This window comes from Oscillibacter sp., from assembly GCF_040505565.1.
Taxonomy (GTDB): domain Bacteria; phylum Bacillota; class Clostridia; order Oscillospirales; family Oscillospiraceae; genus Oscillibacter.
On sequence record NZ_JBEUWZ010000004.1, the window covers coordinates 31585 to 49088 of the forward strand.

General features: G+C 60.4%; 13 protein-coding genes. 4 read left to right on the plus strand and 9 right to left on the minus strand.

Features of this window, described 5'->3' with window-relative positions:
• Positions 1-69: 69 nt before the first annotated feature.
• The 6 genes from tyrS to ABWQ15_RS00790 form a co-directional block, all read right to left on the minus strand.
• Positions 70-1290, minus strand: coding sequence for a tyrosine--tRNA ligase (gene tyrS / locus ABWQ15_RS00765; RefSeq protein ID WP_353906915.1), 1221 nt, complete (start codon positions 1288-1290; stop codon positions 70-72).
• A 410-nt stretch (positions 1291-1700) separates the two neighbouring features.
• Positions 1701-3035 carry a uracil-xanthine permease family protein gene (locus ABWQ15_RS00770; protein ID WP_353906916.1) on the minus strand — a complete coding sequence of 445 codons (1335 nt, stop codon included), beginning with the start codon at positions 3033-3035 and terminating at the stop codon, positions 1701-1703.
• Positions 3036-3306: 271 nt separating this feature from the next.
• Complete coding sequence (locus tag ABWQ15_RS00775) at positions 3307-4476, minus strand: cation diffusion facilitator family transporter (protein ID WP_353907086.1); 1170 nt, start codon at positions 4474-4476, stop codon at positions 3307-3309.
• Between the two features lie 99 nt (positions 4477-4575).
• Entirely contained in the window at positions 4576-5187 is a 612-nt protein-coding gene (locus ABWQ15_RS00780; protein ID WP_353906917.1) for a hypothetical protein, read from the minus strand.
• A 95-nt stretch (positions 5188-5282) separates the two neighbouring features.
• Positions 5283-8843, minus strand: a complete 3561-nt coding sequence (gene addA / locus ABWQ15_RS00785) for a helicase-exonuclease AddAB subunit AddA (RefSeq protein ID WP_353906918.1) — start codon at positions 8841-8843, stop codon at positions 5283-5285.
• On the minus strand, positions 8836-12156 hold the full coding sequence (locus ABWQ15_RS00790; RefSeq protein ID WP_353906919.1) for a PD-(D/E)XK nuclease family protein: 3321 nt from the start codon (positions 12154-12156) through the stop codon (positions 8836-8838). Before ABWQ15_RS00790 ends, addA begins: the two co-directional genes overlap by 8 nt.
• 175 nt (positions 12157-12331) lie before the next feature.
• Here ABWQ15_RS00790 and ABWQ15_RS00795 point away from each other — a divergent pair, with 175 nt between their 5' ends.
• The 4 genes from ABWQ15_RS00795 to ABWQ15_RS00810 all read left to right on the plus strand — a co-directional run bounded on the left by ABWQ15_RS00795 (position 12332) and on the right by ABWQ15_RS00810 (position 14290).
• The gene (locus ABWQ15_RS00795; protein WP_353906920.1) at positions 12332-12943 is read left to right on the plus strand and encodes a DUF1643 domain-containing protein; all 612 of its coding nucleotides are present in this window, start codon (positions 12332-12334) and stop codon (positions 12941-12943) included.
• Positions 12944-13114: 171 nt separating this feature from the next.
• Positions 13115-13372, plus strand: a complete 258-nt coding sequence (locus ABWQ15_RS00800) for a hypothetical protein (protein WP_353906921.1) — start codon at positions 13115-13117, stop codon at positions 13370-13372.
• A 21-nt stretch (positions 13373-13393) separates the two neighbouring features.
• The gene (locus ABWQ15_RS00805) at positions 13394-13882 is read left to right on the plus strand and encodes a hypothetical protein (protein WP_353906922.1); all 489 of its coding nucleotides are present in this window, start codon (positions 13394-13396) and stop codon (positions 13880-13882) included.
• A gap of 3 nt (positions 13883-13885) precedes the next feature.
• Positions 13886-14290, plus strand: a complete 405-nt coding sequence (locus tag ABWQ15_RS00810) for a hypothetical protein (RefSeq protein WP_353906923.1) — start codon at positions 13886-13888, stop codon at positions 14288-14290.
• A 39-nt stretch (positions 14291-14329) separates the two neighbouring features.
• On the opposite strand, the gene ABWQ15_RS00815 is transcribed toward ABWQ15_RS00810, so the two are convergent.
• The 3 genes from ABWQ15_RS00815 to ABWQ15_RS00825 are packed head-to-tail and all read right to left on the minus strand — an operon-like array spanning position 14330 to position 17464.
• A complete protein-coding gene (locus ABWQ15_RS00815) occupies positions 14330-15085 on the minus strand; it encodes a hypothetical protein (protein ID WP_353906924.1) in 756 nt (251 codons plus the stop codon).
• Positions 15086-15113: 28 nt separating this feature from the next.
• Complete coding sequence (gene wecB / locus ABWQ15_RS00820) at positions 15114-16265, minus strand: non-hydrolyzing UDP-N-acetylglucosamine 2-epimerase (protein WP_353906925.1); 1152 nt, start codon at positions 16263-16265, stop codon at positions 15114-15116.
• Positions 16265-17464, minus strand: coding sequence for an MraY family glycosyltransferase (locus ABWQ15_RS00825; protein WP_353906926.1), 1200 nt, complete (start codon positions 17462-17464; stop codon positions 16265-16267). The genes wecB and ABWQ15_RS00825 overlap by 1 nt, the downstream gene beginning before the upstream one ends.
• Between the last annotated feature and the right edge of the window lie 40 nt (positions 17465-17504).

Below are 17504 nucleotides of genomic sequence, written 5' to 3' on the forward strand. Positions count from 1 at the left end.
TTCAGCGCGACAGCAGGCGCGCAAAAGCACGTCTGCTGTCCGCATGATTGCACACTATAATAGTATAACTCAAATCTGCGCGCGATGGAAGATCTTTTTACCCTTTTTGATAACAATTCCGTCTCCGGAGAAATCGTCCCGGGCAAAGACGTCGGAGACCTCCGGCTTTTTGTCGTTGACCGTCACGCCGCCCTGCTGCACCAGACGCCGGGCCTCACCATTGGAGGCGCATAGGCCACAGGCCGTCAGCAGGTTCAAAATACCGATCTTCCCACCGTCGAACTGGGCGTCGGCCAGGACGGTGGCGGGCATGTGCTCCGCTTCGCCCGCGCCGGTAAAGAGGCGCTTTGCCGTTTCCTGCGCCTTTTCCGCTTCGGCCTCGCCGTGGACCAGTTTGGTCAGCTCATAGGCCAAAATTTCCTTGGCCCGGTTGAGCTGACTGCCCTCCCATTGGTCCATGGCGTCGATATCCTCCAGCGGCAGGAAGGTCAGCATCCGGATGCACTTGAGAACGTCCGCGTCGCCCGTGTTCCTCCAGTACTGATAGAAGTCGAAGGGGCTGGTTTTGGCAGGGTCCAGCCACACCGCGCCGGAGGCGGTCTTGCCCATCTTCTTCCCCTCGGAGTTCAAAAGCAGGGTGATGGTCATGGCGTAGGCATCCTTGCCCAGCTTTTTACGAATCAACTCTGTGCCGCCCAGCATGTTGCTCCACTGGTCGTCACCGCCGAACTGCATATTGCAGCCCACAGTCTGGAACATGTGGTAGAAGTCGTAGGACTGCATGATCATATAGTTGAATTCCAGGAAGGAAAGGCCCTTTTCCATCCGCTGCTTATAGCACTCCGCCCGCAGCATATTATTCACGGAAAAGCACCCGCCAACCTCACGCAAAAGTTCCACGTAGTTCAGATTCAGGAGCCACTCGGCGTTATTGAGCATCATCGCCTTGCCCTCGCCGAATTCGATAAACCGCTCCATCTGCTTTTTGAAGCAGTCGCAGTTGTGCTGAATCATCTCCGGCGTCATCATCTGGCGCATGTCCGTCCGGCCGGAGGGATCGCCGATCATGCCGGTGCCGCCGCCGATCAGGGCGATGGGCCGGTTCCCCGCCATCTGCAGACGCTTCATCAGGCAAAGGGCCATGAAATGGCCCACGTGCAGGCTGTCCGCTGTGGGGTCAAAGCCGATATAAAACACGGCCTTTCCGTTGTTCACCAGCTCCCGGATCTCCTCCTCGTCGGTTACCTGCGCGATCAGGCCTCGGGCCTTCAATTCCTCGTAAATTTCCATTGTCTTATTTCTCCTGTCTTTCTATTGTTCGAATTTGGGACAGGACGCAAAAAAACGCCCTCCGTCCCATGGGGACAGAGGGCGAATCGCTTCGCGGTACCACCTCTGTTCGCGCCGCCCTCGCGGACGGACGCCTTCGGCCGTGCCATCACACGGCAGCGCTGTAACGGGCGCGCCCGGCGCACGCCTACTGGGCCGGTTATGGCCGTTGGGGTGCCGGTTCAGAGGTGTATTCGCCCGCAGTCGCTCGCCCCTTTTCACCAGCCAGGGGCTCTCTTTGCAGCGCCGTGCGGAGTACTGTTCCCCATCATCACTGTATACAGGGTGTACTATATCCGATTTTTTTCTGTTTGTCAAGGGAAAGTATATTTCCCGTCGCTTTTTTTTAAGGCTTAAAAAGGCTCTGCCGATTAGTACTTGCCCAGATCCGCGGAGCCGTCCGCGCTGGCGGTCTTTCCGAACTGGAAGTCGTTGCCCGGCAATATGGCGTTCAGCGCCACACCCGCGATGGCGGCAATGGCAAGTCCCGTCAGCGTCATATGCGCGCCCGCCACGGTGAAGGTCAGCCCGCCGCAGCTGTTGAAGCCAAGGCCCGAGACCAGAATCACCGCCGCGATGATGAGGTTGCGGCTGCGGGTGAAGTCTACCTGATTTTCCACCACGTTCCGCACGCCCACGGCGGAGATCATGCCGTAGAGAATGAAGCTGACGCCGCCGATGACCGCCGCGGGAATGGAGCTGATGACGGCGGCGAATTTGGGACTGAAGGACAGTACCACCGCGTAAATCGCCGCCAGACGCACTACCTTCGGATCGTACACCCGGCTGAGAACCAGCACGCCGGTGTTCTCCCCGTAAGTGGTGTTGGCGGGGCCACCGAACATGCCGGCCAGCGACGTTGCAAGACCGTCGCCCACCAGCGTGCGGTGAAGGCCCGGGTCCTCCAGAAAATTCTCTCCCACTGTGGCGGAGATGGCGGAGATATCGCCCACGTGTTCCATCATGGAGGCGATGGCGATGGGCGCCATGACAAGGATTGCGGACAAGTCGAACTTTGCTAGTACAAAGGGCTGCAAGCCGAAGAAGCCGGCCTCCCCCACGGCGGTGAAGTCTACCTGTCTGGTAAGCAGCGCCACCGCATAGGGGATAGCCACCCCCAGCAAGATGGGAATGATCTTCAGCATGCCCTTTCCCCAAATATTGAATACGATGATGACCGCCATGGCCAACAGCGCCAAAGGCCAGCAGGCGGACGCGTTGGTCACGGCAGAGGGAGCCAGAATCAGGCCGATCAGGATGATGATGGGCCCGGTGACCACCGGTGGGAAATAGCGCATGACCTTGTAAGGTCCTATCACTTTAAAGAGAAGCGCCAGCACCAGATACAAAAGGCCCGCCACCACCACACCGCCCAAGGCGTAGGGCAGTTTTTCCGCACCGGTCATGTCGGCGTATTTTCCGCTGTTCAAATCCGCCACCGCGGCAAAACCGCCAAGATAAGCGAAGGAAGATCCCAAGAAAGCTGGGACTTTGAATTTTGTGCAGGCGTGGAACAGCAGCGTTCCAAGTCCCGCGAACAGGAGCGTTGTCTGAATGGACAGAGGCAGACCGTATCCCCTGACGATGATGGGCACCAGCACGGTAGCGCCGAACATGGCGAACATATGCTGCAAGCCCAGCAGCAGCATTTTGGGGACACCCAGAGTTCGGGCGTCGCGGACGGGACCGGAATTTTTCTCGTTCATGGCAGGTGTTCTCTCCTTTTTGCGCAAAAAAATACCGGCACAACGGCCGGTTAAACAGGAAAAGCAAAAAAGGCGGTGCCGTAATTCTTCAACATCGTCATGACACTGCCCCCTTTCGCTCTTTTCCGTATGATTATACAGAAGCCGAGGATGAATTGCAAGAGTGGATTCACCTGCGTTTGTAAAAAATAATTCTCTGAATTTAGTGATTATGACGGCGGCCTCCTGATGCCGGGAGGTCGCCTCTGGGCGGGGTTTGCTTTTCAGAAGTTCACGCGGTATATGACCGTTCAATATTCATCACCGCGAAATAGTTGCCATCCAGCACCTGCACCGCCGCGCAGATCTCAGACCTCACCTGCTCGTCGGCAAGCCGGAATTTGAACGGCACCACCACATCAAAAATCAGGTTCGTGTGAGTTGATCCCGTCACCATGCGGAAGTCGTGAATGGATATCTGGCTGTCGATACGGCTCACCAGCGCCGCCACCTTTTGACGGGTCTCTTTCGTGATCCCGTCGTCCACCACGATGGGGTCCATGTGGATCACCGTCTCGCAGCCAAGCTTTTTCTTCAGCTCCATTTCAATGTTGTCGATCTCGTCGTGGATGTCCAGCACGTTTTCGTTGGCGGGGACCTCCGCGTGAAGGGAGATCATCCGGCGACCGGGGCCGTAATCATGGACAATGAGGTCGTGGATGCCCAGAATGCCCGGATGCGCCATCACGATGTCCCGGATGCCGGCCACAAAATCGGCTGAGGGCGGCTGGCCCAGCAGTGGGTCCAGCGTGTCCCGTCCCGAGCCCAGCCCGGACCAGATAATGAACAGCGCCACCAGAATACCGCACCAGCCGTCAATCATCACCCCGGAAAAACGGCCCGCCAGCGTAGCGATCAGCACCGCTGAGGTGGCCGCGCTGTCGCTGAGACTGTCCATGGCTGTGGCGTGCATGGCGGTGGAGCTGATACGCTTTCCTACCGTGCGGTTATAGGAGCACATATACAGCTTCACGCAGATGGACGTAATCAGTATCCCGACGCTCACCCACGAGAATTCCACAGGCTCAGGGTGCAGAATTTTCCCAACAGAGGTACGGGCCAGCTCGAAGCCCATCAGAATGATGAACATGGACACCAGCAGTCCGGAGAGGTATTCAATCCGCCCGTGGCCGAAGGGATGCTCGGAGTCCGGCTTCTGCTCCCCCAGCCGAAAGCCCATCAGCGTGATAACGGAGGAACCCGCGTCGGACAGGTTGTTGAACGCGTCGGCGGTGATGGCGATGGAACCGGAGACTGTGCCGGCGAAGAACTTGCCCGCAAACAGTAACAGGTTCAGCAGAATTCCCACCGCGCCGCACAGGATTCCGTAGGCTGTCCGCACCGCCGGGTTTCCAATATCGTCCCTGTTTTTAATAAAAATTTTTGAGAGCAGCCGGATCATTCCGTCAGACTCCTTTTCAAAGCGGCGCAGGCCGCCAATCATTTTTCATCTCTTTCCGGCGCGAAAGGCCACCGGAAAAGAGACGGCGCAACGAAAAGGTTACGCCTCACCGGGGATCGTCAAATGCAGGTGGCAGCACAAATCATCCAGATCGTCCTCCGTGGCGGCGGGAATGCGCAGCTTTGCGCCGCAGGACTTGCAGATCAGATCCACGGCGGACCGGCGAATTTCCATGGCGTATTCTCGGCTTCCACAGGCGCAGACGATCCCGCCTTCCCGGGCGGCGATATCCTTCAGCTCGGAGAGGACCTCGTACATAATGACGCTGTCCAAAAACGGCTCGCCGCCGTTCTCCTGGTTCTGCTTCTCCTTCTCCGCCAAGATCTCCAGCGCCTGAAGATGCTTTTCAACGATTCCCTCGTCCCCCACGTAGCAGCAGAACTCCTGCGTCTTCGCGCAGCTGAAGGCCACGCCGCCTTCCCGCGTCAGGCTCTCCACGCTGCACTGGGTTGTGTGGGTCTCGCCGCAAAGTCCGCAGGGAACGAAAATTTTACACCGCTGACCGTCAAACTCCGTCCGCAGGGCGGACCCGCCGCAGGGGCACTCCACCTCCACGCCGGAGGCCTTTAGCGCGAACAACGACCGCGCCGCCATCACGGGCTTTCCGCAGGCGGGGCAGAGATAGCCGAACGTCCTCATCTCATTTTCCATGGGTACACCTCAAATTTTTAATTCCGGTAAATGTCATTAAAAACGTAGTATAGCATAACGCAGCAGAGTTTTCCAGTATATTCTGCTGTTTTTCCTCACAAATTCACCGTTTCGCCGGGAGACAGAAAGTACAGTGCCCTGCGGACCACTTTTTTTTCCAGAACCCGTTCCAGCGCGGCGCTGTAAGCCTCCAACTGGGGACGGTAATGCTCCGCCCGGCGCCGAACGTCCTCCTCGAATACGCGGTCGGTCTTGAAGTCCACCACCGTGAGGCCCTCTGCCGTCTCAAAGCAGCAGTCCACCACGCCCTGTAACAGCACCTGGTCGTCTCCCGCGTCTGCATCCAGCTCCGATGCGGAGATCAGAACGGTGAAGGGATACTCCCGTAGGACATTTTTCCCAGAGCGGATATCCTCCGCCAGCGGCGAGGCCAGCAGGGCTTCCAGCTGCCCCACGTCCACGCAGTCCGCCTGCTGAGGCGTCAGTAGACGCTTTTCTCGTAACGCCGCCACCTGTCCCACGGCGTCCGGGTCGGCAAAGTTCAGATATTGAAGGGCCAGATGGACCGCCGTACCCCGCTCCGTGGGGGTGAGCCCCTGGCGCTCCTGACGGAACCGGGGTTGGTCCAGCGGACGCAGAGCGGGCGGGCGGGGCGCATTTTCCGCCGCCTCATCGTCTTTCTCTCGGCCCTTCAGTTGGGTTGCCGTCCGCTTGGCGGGAAGGCGGGTGGCCGCTTCGTAGGGATAGCTCCGATCCAACAGGCTCAGGTCCGCGCACCCCTCGTCTCCGGTCTTCCTGCGTTCCGTCCGAATGGGCAAAATCTCTCGGAAATCCTCGCTGTCATGCAAAAACACCTGCCACGGACTCTCGTCCCCCGCGCAGAGGTTTTCCGGCTCCACACCCGCAAGGTCCCGCAGGGGTTTTGCCTCCGGACGGCACAGGAGAGGCAGCAAAAGCCACTCGCCATAGCTCCGGCACCCCGCCGCCGTCTCCGGCGGGACCGGGCAGGCGGCAAGGCTGGCCAGTCGTTTCAAAGTGCTCTGCGTATGATACAGGCTGTGCAGCAAAATCAGCTTTTCCTTTGGCCGGGTCATGGCCACGTATAAAATGCGCTGCTCCTCCGACTGGTTTTCCCGGCGGAGCTTTTCCTCGATCGCCCGGCGGGCCATGGTGGGATAATGGATGTGGCGGTCAAGGTCCACCCGCCGGGGGCCGAGACCCAGCTCCGGATGAACCAGCACCGGGGTGTCGAAATCCATCCGGGAAAACGTCCGGTCCAGGTCGCACAGCAGCACGATGGGAAATTCCAGTCCCTTGGACTTGTGGACGCTCATGAGCCGAACACCGCCCAATTCCGATTTTCCCCGGGTGGCGGGCGCCTGATCGCTGTCGATCAGCTTTTGAAGCTGCTCCAAAAACAGGAACAGTCCCCGGCAGCCATTGGACTCGAATTTCTCCGCGTGTTCCGTCAGGGCGATCAAATTTTCCTTCCGCTCCTCGCCCCGGTCCATGGCCCCGAATACGCCCAACACGTTCAACTCGTTGTAAATATGCCACAGCAGCCGCTCCACACTCATGTCCCGGGCCAGAAGCCGCAGGCGGTCCAGCGTTTCAAGAAACGCGCGGCAGTCCTCCCCGCCGTCGCTTGTTACCGCGTCGTAATAGTCCCCAGCGGCAGAGGACGCCCGCACCCGCGCCAGCCGGTCCGGCGTGAACCCGAACAGGGGCGAGCGGAGAACGGCAATCAGCGGCACGTCCTGCCGGGGGTTGTCAATCACATGGAGCAGGCTCAGCAGGGTGGATACTTCCATAGAGGAGAAGTAGTCCCCCCGCTCCTGAAAGGAACAGGGTACCCCCCGCTCCGCCAGTGCCGCCGCGAACACCGCCGCCCGGCTTCCCGGCGAGCGCATCAGAATCACGATGTCCTCCGGGCGGCAGGGCCGCAGTGTGCCATCCTCCCCCGTGATGGGGTACTTCTCATCCAGCAGCTGCCAAATGCGCTGCGCCGCCAGCCTGGCCTCCGCTACGCCCTTTTTCACCGGGCGCTCAAGCTCCGCCGACCGCTGGCGGGCGGAAATCAAATGGTACTCCGTGGTGCAGTCGTTTCGCTCGGGGTAGTAGGCCGCGCCGAAGTGCAGCTTTTCGTCCTCGCCGTACTTTATCTCTCCCAGCTCCGGGGACATGATGTTCTCAAAGATGAAGTTGGCGGCATCCAGAATTTCCTTCCGGGAGCGGAAATTCTGGGATAGCAATATTTTCCGCTCCTCCCCCTCCGCCGCGTCGGCGTGGGATTTGAAGGCGGCGTATTTCCGCAGGAAGATGGTGGGGTCCGCCAGCCGGAACCGGTAGATGGACTGCTTCACATCGCCCACGGTGAACAGGTTCTTCCCCTCCCGGGATACCGCCTGAAAAATGTGGTTCTGGACCTCGTTGGTGTCCTGATATTCGTCCACCAGAATTTCCCGATAGCGGGCGGAGACCTGCTCCCCCAGCTCCGTGGTATTACCGTCCTCATTCGTCAGCAGCTCCAGCGCCAGATGTTCCTGGTCGGAGAAGTCCGCCGCGTTCAGCCGCAGCTTTTCATTTCGGTAGCGCCGGGAAAATTCCGCTGTCAGTGCCAGCAGCGCCGCCATGGCGGGAGCCACGGCTTGTAAATCCTCCATGGCCTCCCCTCCGGTGACGGCCAGCAGCGTCCGCAGCTTCTTCACATCCGCCTTACATTCGTCCCACAAGGTCTTTAGGCGCAGAACCTCCGGGTCGTCTTTTCGACCTTTTGGGGTAGTCAGGTGGGGAAAGTCCACCGCCTCCGCCATGTTTCCTGCGCTGTCCCAGCCCTGAGCGGCGTCTCGCAAAGCATCCAGCGAATCCGCTGCGGACAGGAACTTCTCTCCATATCCAGTATGTAAAGCTATATCACTTTCAACACTCTCTGCACCGCAACGGAGAATTTTTGACCAGGACGCTGCTCTGCGGGCAACGCCCGCCAGCAGCTCCGCTGCATAGGGCGTTTCGTCGAACACTCCGGAGAGGTGCTCCCACTTCTCCCGGTTCTCCTCCAGCCACCGCTGTGGGTAGGCGTGGCTCTGGAGCTTTCCGTGGAGTTCCAGCACAAGCTCAGCCAGCGCGCCGTCGTCCCGGCCCGCGCCCAGCGTGTCCGCCAGCAGCTCTGCGCCGGGAGTTTCAACAAGTTTTTTGTAAAAATCCTCCAGCGTCCGGTCCAGCACCCGGCGGCGCAGCAGCGCCGCCTCTCCCTCATCCAGCACCCGGAAGTCCGGGGTCAGGCAGTATTTCTCCCCGTCCCGGGCCAACAGGTGGACGTTCTCCCGGAGAAGCGCCGTGCAGAAGGCGTCCACCGTTTTAATGTCCGCCTGATAGACCCGCAGCAGTTGGCGGCGGAGATGGGCATTGCCGGGGTTCTCTCCCAAGAGTTTACCCAGTTCTGAGGCGATTTTGCTCCGCAGCTCCGCAGCGGCGGCTTTCGTATAGGTGATCATGAGGAAATCGTCGATGTTGCAGCCGTCCTCGAGAATGTAGAGAAACAGCCGCTCCACAAGCACTTTCGTCTTGCCGGACCCTGCCGCCGCCGACACCAGCAGGCTTCCGCCCCGGTTCTCCACCGCCGCCCGCTGGGCGTCGGTCAATTGAATGTTAGCCACGTCCGTCTCCCTCCCCATCCATCTGCTGCCAGAACTCCGCAACCGTCACCTTCTGGATGTACCGCAGGCGGTCACCGCCCCGGCCGTCCTCAAAGTGACAGGCAGGCGCCCAGTCGCAGAACTGGCACACGCTGTCGCTCTCGTCGTGGCAGCAGGGGTCTGCGTCGATCATACCGTCGCGCACCTCGTCAGCGATGGTGTGGAGCAAATGCTCCACGTAGTTCCCCAACTTTCCCAGCTGGGCGGCAGTGGCGATGCTGCCGGAGAGGTTCCCCTCCCGATCCACCCGCAGCGGCAGGTATTTCGGCTCCGTCAGCGCGTCGTGCTCCATGGCCCGCAGAACCTCCGACTCGTTCAGTAAAAGGCCGCTGCGGCGCAGGGTTTTAGCCCGTTCCTGGGCCAGTTTCTCCGGCGTCACGTTCCGCTCCTGCGCCAGAATGTCGTCCCGCGCCGGGAGATACAGCACTCCTGCGGGCACCACGTCCCGCTGGAAGTAGGCTTTTCCCTCGTTTTGCAGCGCAAACAGGTACAACAGCATCTGGATGTCCAGCCCCATGCGTACCTCCGCCAAATCAAAGCTCTTCTTCCCAGTCTTGTAGTCCACCACCCGGAGGTAGAGCCTGTTGTCCTTGACCCAGCCGTCCACCCGGTCCACCTTGCCATTCACCCGAAGCTCCCCGTCCGGCTCGGACACAGTGACGGCAGGCAGCGTTCCCTTGTCCCCGAATGACAGCTCAAATTCCACCGGTACAAAGTCCGACTGCGCCAGCTCCCGCGCCGTCTCCTCCACCACGGCGTAGGCCGTGGTCCTGAGACGGGAGAAAAGATACCGGAACCGGGCCGTCCGGTCCTGAAGGTTGGGCAGCTCCTTTTGGACGAACGAATCCATAAAGCGGTCGGTCAGTCGACGAAGCATTTCCTGGGAAACATTCGCAAATCCGCCCTGTTTCGCCGCTTCTGCCGTGACATTTTCCAAAATAAAATGTAAAAACGTGCCGATTTGCGGCGCATCAAAGGAGGCCGTTTCGCGCTGTCTGGCCTTCAGTCCGTACTGCATGAAGTACGCGAAATGGCACTGGCGCAGCTTTTCAAGCCGGGACGCGGACATATTGAACCGCTCGCCGTACAGCGCACGAACGGCGGGCAGGGTCAGCCGTCCCCGGCCCATGGCCGCCGCCCGCTCCATCGCCGTCAGACGCTCCGCCCAGTCCGGCTTTTCCGCGAACCAGCGCCACACCGGACCGCCCGGGTCCTGACCAGCGGCTTCTAAAGCGGGCGCAATGGCTGACAGGCGATATTCCTTTTCACCGCTCTCCCTCTCCAAACGGTTATCCGGGAACAGCTTTCCCAGCCGCTCCACCACAAAGGCGGGCCGGAGCTGCGCCCCATTCACGTCGGAGATGGGATAGCTCACAGTTAGCCCGTCCGTGGGCTGGGCCAGAGAGGCGTATAGATTTTGAAGCTCAACGTTGAACTGGTCCATACCGGTGGGGGCCAAATGAATACCCCGGGAGGCCAACTCTTCTCGGTCGTCGTCGTTCAGCACGCCGCCGCTCTGGGCCACGGCGGGCAGCACATGGTCGTTGGCTCCCAGCAAAAAAAGATACTTCGTCGTGTGGCGGTCGTTCCGGGTGATTTCGCTGGCGGACACCTGATCCAGCGCGGGTGGAATGGTCCCCACGCTGTACTGCGTCAGAAGCAGCCGGAACAACCGGGCGAAGGACTCCGGGTCCATGGCCTCGTTCCCCAGAATTTCCACGAACTGGTCCAGTACGCCGCAGAGGATTCCCCACAGCTGACTCGTCTCCTCTGCCGTCTGCAATTCACCCTGCTCGCCCAGGGCCTTCATCTGGCCTTCCAGCGAGGACTGAAGGTCCAAAGCCTCCATAAAACTGTAGAGTGCATTTACCTGTTCACTCGCTGTCTCAGCGGCTTTCATGCCGTCCGACAGGAGCTTCAGCGGCCCGCGAACCCGGTGGCGCAGATCGTTCAGCTCCTGAAGCTCTGCTTTTTGCGCTTCTGTCCAGGGCGCGCCGTAGCCGCCGGGATTGGCGGCCCAGTCCGCTTCCCGCAGCCAGAGGGAGCCGTGTATCTCCCACGTGAGGGCGTAGTTTTCCAGTCGGTCGCACTCCGCCGGGCTCAGCCCGGCTAAACCGGTTTTGAGATAGTGAAACATGTCCTCGTACTCGCACCCGCCGGTAACGGAGTCCAGTGCTCCGGCCAGAAGGGACAGCACCGGCTTTTCCAAAATGTCGCTGCGGCGGCTGAGAAACACCGGCACGCCGTACCGCTCGAACACATTTTCAATGGTGGATTCGTAGTCCTTCATGTTCCGCGCCGCCACGGTGATGTCCCGGAAGCGGCATTTTCCCGTCTTCACCAGCCGCACAATGTCGGCAGCGGTCTGCTCCACCTCCGTGAAGGCGGTGTCCGCATCCCTGACGCGGACGGCGTCCGTCGGGCCATCCCAAGTCTCGTCCCCGCCAAAAAACGCCCGCTCCACAAGACCCAGCGGAGAGTCGTCCCTGTCTTGGACATATTGAATTTCACAGGCCTGGCCCGCCTCCGCCGCCAGGCGGCACAAACGGTCCCGGGTCCGCACGGAGACTTCGAATATCTCGCCGGCGTTGTTCTCTTCCCCCAGCAGCGTCACCATCACGGACGCCGCCCGCCGCAGAAAGACGGACAGCACCCCCTGCTCCAGCCCGTTGAAATAGGAGAAGCCGTCCAAATAAACGTCTTTACCGTCGGCGTACCCGGATTCCTCCAGATGGTCCTGGAGTTTGCTCATCCGGTCCCTTCCGTCCAGCCCCGGACGGCAGAGCCGGGCATGGTAATCCGCGTAGATCAGTGCAAGATCCCGCAGCTTGTCCCCCATGGCACCGGAAATATCCTGCGCCTGGGCGGCAAAAGTCTCCGGCGTCACGGCGTAGCTGGTCAGCTCGTCCAAAAGCCCCATGAGCTGCTCCAAAAACGCGGCGCGCTGGCTGGGGCGGCGGTAGACCTTCAGCACCGGGGCCAACTCCGTCAGAGACATTTGCAGCGTCAGCAGCTTTCCCCCGGCGTCGAGTGTCACGTCCGCCGCGCCGCCGGTGATGGCCAGAACGCGGGTGGCGAGACGCCGAAAGCTCAAAACCTCCGCGTGGCGGCTGGCGGTGTCCCCGCAGGCCCGGCACAGGTCCACCTCCGCCTGATGGGAGGCATGCTCCGGCACCAGCAGGATCTGCCGAGATGAATCTCCCTTTTCGGCGATCTCCCGCAGAATCCGCTTTGATTTTCCGGACCTCGCCCGGCCCATCAGGATCGTCAGCATGGCTCTCTCCCTTTCCGCGTCTCCGGCTGAACCGGTAAAATTCCATTCGGCTGCTTTAAACGACCGTCTTTGCAGCTATTTTACCACAATCCGCCAAGAAAGAAAAGAACGGAGGATTTGCATTTTTGCCCCCGGCCTGTTACACTGAGGAAAATGTCGAAAAGGAGCCAAGCCGATGCACATTCCCAGTTCCACCACCGGAGAGATCAAGGTAATGTCCTTTGATGCGGCGCTGTGCCACGCGCTGCGGCCCTCCCCGGACTACGACGCCGCCAAATGGCTGTACGTCCCCAACGCCTACTCTGAATACCGATATATCCTGGGGACCCGGGGCGAAAAGCCCCTGATCTGCGTGGGCATCAACCCTTCCACCGCCGCGCCAGACGCGCTGGACCCCACGCTGCAATCCGCCCAGCGCATTGCCCTGAGCAACGGGTACGACAGCTTTCTCATGTTCAATGTATATGCCCAGCGGGCCACCCGGCCAGACGACATGGAGAAGGCCTGCAATCTCTTTCTCCACGGGGAGAACCTCAGGGCCTTCGCGTACCTCCTGTCTCTTTCTCCCCAACCCGCCGTCTGGGCCGCCTGGGGCAACATCATTGAAAAGCGGCCCTACCTGATGGAATGCCTGCGGGACTTCGCCACACAAGGCCGGTCCGCTGGAGCCAGATGGTTCACCGCCGGTCCGCCTCTGAAGTCCGGCCACCCCCACCATCCGCTGTACCTCAAGCGGGACACCGCTCTCATGGAGTTTGACGTCAAAGCCTATCTGAGCGAACGGTAACGAATTCCTCTGCGGCCGCGTGCGGCGGCGCATTAAAATTCCCGTCCGGTTACGGCCCCGCCCGCAGGGGTTCCGCTCCGGACGGGAATTTTCCGTCCGGCGGCACATTTCCCCCCTTCCGGTCATATACTGCTTTGACAGATACAATTCGACCATTGACAGGAGGGTACCATGGACGACAATACCAATCAGACCATTCAGCAGATGAATCAGGACCCGGCCGCCATTCAGCGAATCCTTACCTCTCAGGACGGACACAGACTGGTCCAGCTGATGACTCAGTCCTACGGAGGCCCGGCTCTCCAAAAGGCAGCCGTCAGCGCCATGCAGGGTGACAACGGTCAGATCATGCAGATGGTGAACCAGCTGATGCAAAGTCCCGAAGGAGCGGCGCTGGTGGAACGCATCAATCAGGCGACAAAAAAGTAAACCGGAAAGGGGGCGGATGGCATGGCGGAATTTGAGGATAAACTGAACGCGTTGCTGTCGGACCCCAACAGCATGGCGCAGATTATGCAGCTGGCGCAGTCCCTGAACGGCGGGGCCTCCGCCTCTCCCCCTCAGCCGGGTCCGGCGCAAAACGGATATCCGCCCCAGGGCGGCTATTATCCTCCGCCTGGTCAGCCTCAGGGAGGCTATCAGAGTCCTCCGCCGCAGAGCGGCTTTCCCCCACCGGGAAATTTTCAGGCGCCCCAGGGAGCGCCGCCGGGAGGCAATCCGCTTTCGTCCCTGCTGGGCGGCATCGACCCCGCGACGATAGCCCGGCTGATGCCGTTGGTTCAGGAGCTAGGCAGTCCCCAGAACAACAATAGCCGGGCGCTGCTGTACGCTTTGCGCCCCTATTTGAAGCCGGAGCGGCAGATGAAGATCGAACGGGCGCTTCAGCTGGCGCGTATTGTCCACATCGGGAAGAAATTTATCGCCGGTTGGGAGGCATGAGGGATGTATAACCGCTATATCCGCAACGATAACGGCTCTTACTCCCGAATTCCCGAAGAAGACCTCCGGTCCGGTCTCGGAAATCCACCGCCCCCGCACGGAAGCGGACCCGTCCCTGGCGGATCTGGCGGTCCCGCGCCGGGTCCCGGCGGACACCCTCATGCTCCCCCAAACGGCCCATTTTCCGGCCCGCCGCCCCCGCCTCCAAACGGCCCGTTTTACGGCCCGCCCCCCCCGCCGCTGCACGGCGAGGGAATCTCCGCAGCACTGCGGAAGATGCTGGACAAATTTCATTTGGACAACGTGGACTCCGGCGATCTGCTGCTCCTCCTGCTTTTGTTTTTTCTATTTAAGGAAGAAGCCGACGAAGAGCTCCTGATCGCTTTGGGCCTGCTGTTGATCTTATAGAAAAGCGGCTTTCCGTATGTACGGAAAGCCGCTTCTAAATTATGCCGCTTCGGTCAGAACCGTTCCGTCCGGCAGGGTAAAATCTTTCGTGGATGGCCCGGAGGAATCCAGTGTTGGGGACCCCATGCGGTAGATGGTCTCGCCGTCCTTCAGCCACTCCGCCGCCGCTAGAAGTCCGGTGTCCACGCTGACCCAGTACCGCAGAACGTAGCCGTTCTCGTCCTCTCCCGTTTCCACATAAATGCAGTTCACCCCGGAGAGGCTCCGGTAATCCGCCTTTTCGATCTGGTTCACCGGCAGAGCCAGCACATCCTCATAGGTGGAGATTTCCTGCTCCTCGTCTGCAGAGATGTCCCCGGCCGAGCAGCTGTAGACGCTGGTCTGATTCCCGTACCAAATGTAGGTGGTCTTGCCGTTGGTGAGGGTGTGGCGGGTCTGCTGGCCCTTCGGTGCGGTATCCGTCCGGGTCCAGCCGCCACTGACGGACACGGTGACATCCGTCGTGCCGGTTCCGCCGCTCCATAGCCGCTCCACAGTGATGCTCCGCCGGTAGCTGGCGGGGCGGTGGAGGGATTCGATGGCGAACTGCACCGTCTCCGGCGTCACGGCGATGGGTGTGATCGCGTCAATCTTCCCGCCGTCAATCGCCGAGGAATCCTCCGTGGGCTGGACGACATCCGGCAGGACAATGCGGGAGGAGCGGCGCAGGCTGTTGATCAGCAGGATCGCCACCACCAGCACAAACACAACCACGAAACCGGCGGCGGTAAACTTTCCAATTTTGCGGTTTCTCATGGTGCCCTCCCTCCCCGCCGTCTTTGACTTAGGCGCCGGTATAGTCCTCCGGCAGGTCGCTGCGCAGGCCGAAATGCCACTCGATAGCGTCCGCGATGCGCGCGCAGGCGCGGCCATCGCCATAGGGATTCACGGCGCGGGCCATCTGGTCATAGGCCCCACGATCCCGAATCAGGCGCGTGGCCATGGTGACGATATCGTCCTGATTGACGCCCGCCAGCTTTACCGTTCCGGCGGCTACGGCCTCGGGCCGCTCCGTCTCCCGGCGCAGTACCAGAACCGGCTTTCCAAGAGCGGGGGCTTCCTCCTGAAGTCCTCCGGAGTCGGTCAGCACCAAAAAGCAGCGCGCCATGAGATTGTGCATCTCATCGGCGGGCAGCGGGTCGATCAGATGTACTCTCGGCGCACCCCGAAGATATTGGTCCACCGCCTCCCGTACTACGGGGCTCAGATGGACGGGATACACCAGCTCCACGTCGCTGTTTTCCTCTGCGATCTGGCGCAGGGCAAGCATAATATTTTTCATAGGCTCGCCGTAGTTCTCTCTGCGGTGGCAGGTGACAAGGCACACCTTTTTCTCCCCGTAGGGCAGACGGTTCAGCTCCTCCGTGGAGAAGTGATAGTCCGGACGGACAGTGGTCTTCAGCGCGTCGATCACCGTGTTTCCGGTGATGAACAGGCCCTCCCGGATGCCCTCTTTCCTGAGATTGTCCCGGTTGTTCACCGTAGGGCAGAAATAGAGGTCCGCCAGTCGGGACACCAGCACCCGGTTCATCTCCTCTGGAAAGGGAGAATACTTGTCATAGGTTCGAAGCCCTGCCTCCACGTGGCCCACCTTCACCTGATGATAAAACGCGGACAGCGCTCCCGCGAAGGTGGTAGAGGTATCTCCGTGTACCAGAATCATGTCCGGTTTCAGCGCGTCTATGGCCTCGTCCATCCCCAAAAGACACTTGCTGGTGATGGTGGAGAGAGTCTGCCGGGGGGTCATGATGTCCAGATCCCAGTCCGGCTTCAAATCGAAGACCTCCAGTACGGAGTCCAGCATCTGGCGGTGCTGCGCCGTGACGCAGCAAAGGCTCTCAATTCCCTCCCGCGCGGACAGTTCTCTGACTAGAGGCGCCATTTTGATGGCCTCCGGCCGGGTGCCGAAGACGCTCATCACACGAATTTTCCCCATCACTGGTCCTCCTCCTTTTCCCAGCCCTCCGGCTCATGTGTCTCGGGCTTTCCCGGGACGGAGGGTCCGTCCTGCGCCGGGGGCGCCGGGGACTCCGGTGCCTCCGTATGGTGTCCGTGTTCCTTCAGCTCCTCCATCTCCTCGTGGAGCTCCTCCCGGACCTCCTTAGGAAACACAGCCCTTGCGGCCACCACCGCAACCACGCACAGCGACACGAAAAAGATCATGGCCCGCAGCTCACCGCTGGTGGTCAGCACCACGGCACTGAGGCCCAAAATCGCGGAGATCACGTACAGCGTGGCCACCGCCTGTTTCTGGTTCAGGCCCATGTCGATGAGGCGGTGGTGGATATGGCTGCGGTCCGCCTGCATGGGGCTTTGCCCGTGGGCAATGCGGCGGATGAAAGCGAATGCCGTGTCGAAGATCGGCAGGCCCAGAATCAGAAACGGCACCGCGAAGGAGATGATGGCCCAGGATTTGAACAGTCCCTCCACAGACATGCAGGCCAGAATATAACCCAAGAACGTTGCTCCGGTGTCCCCCATGAACATTTTGGCGGGGTTGAGGTTATAGGGCATGAAGCCGACGCAGGCTCCCACCAGCGCCGCCATGACCACGGCAACCTGGACCTCGCTGACCAGCAGCGAGATTACAAGCACGGTAGTGGCGGAGATGGCAGACACGCCGATGGCAAGGCCGTCCAGTCCGTCGATCAGGTTCACCGCATTGGTAATCGCCACGATCCACAGCACCGTGATTGGAATGGACAGCACACCCATGTCCCAGTATGGATTTTCCGAGAGCAGGTTGGGGTTGCTCAGAACGTGGATCACCACGCCGTTGAGCGCCGGAATCAGTGCCGCCGCGATCTGGATGAGAAATTTGAACTTGGCGGGCAGGGGCGTGATGTCGTCCACCACACCCAGTACCACGATGATGACGGCCCCCAGAAGAATGCTGCGAAATTGGTTCGTCATCTCCGCAAACAGCAGGATGCTCACAATGAAGCCCAAAAAAATGGCCAGCCCGCCCAGCCGCGGAATGGGAACATGGTGCATCCGGCGGTTGTCCTTGGGAACATCCACCGCCCCCACCTTGTAGGCAAAGGTTTTTACGATGGGAGACGCCAGAAAGCTGACCACCAGCGCCACAAGCAGGGCCAGAGATACCCCGGCAAACAAATGCGTATTCAATAGCATTGTGACAACGATTCCTTTCACCGCGCGCTTTGTCCGGCTT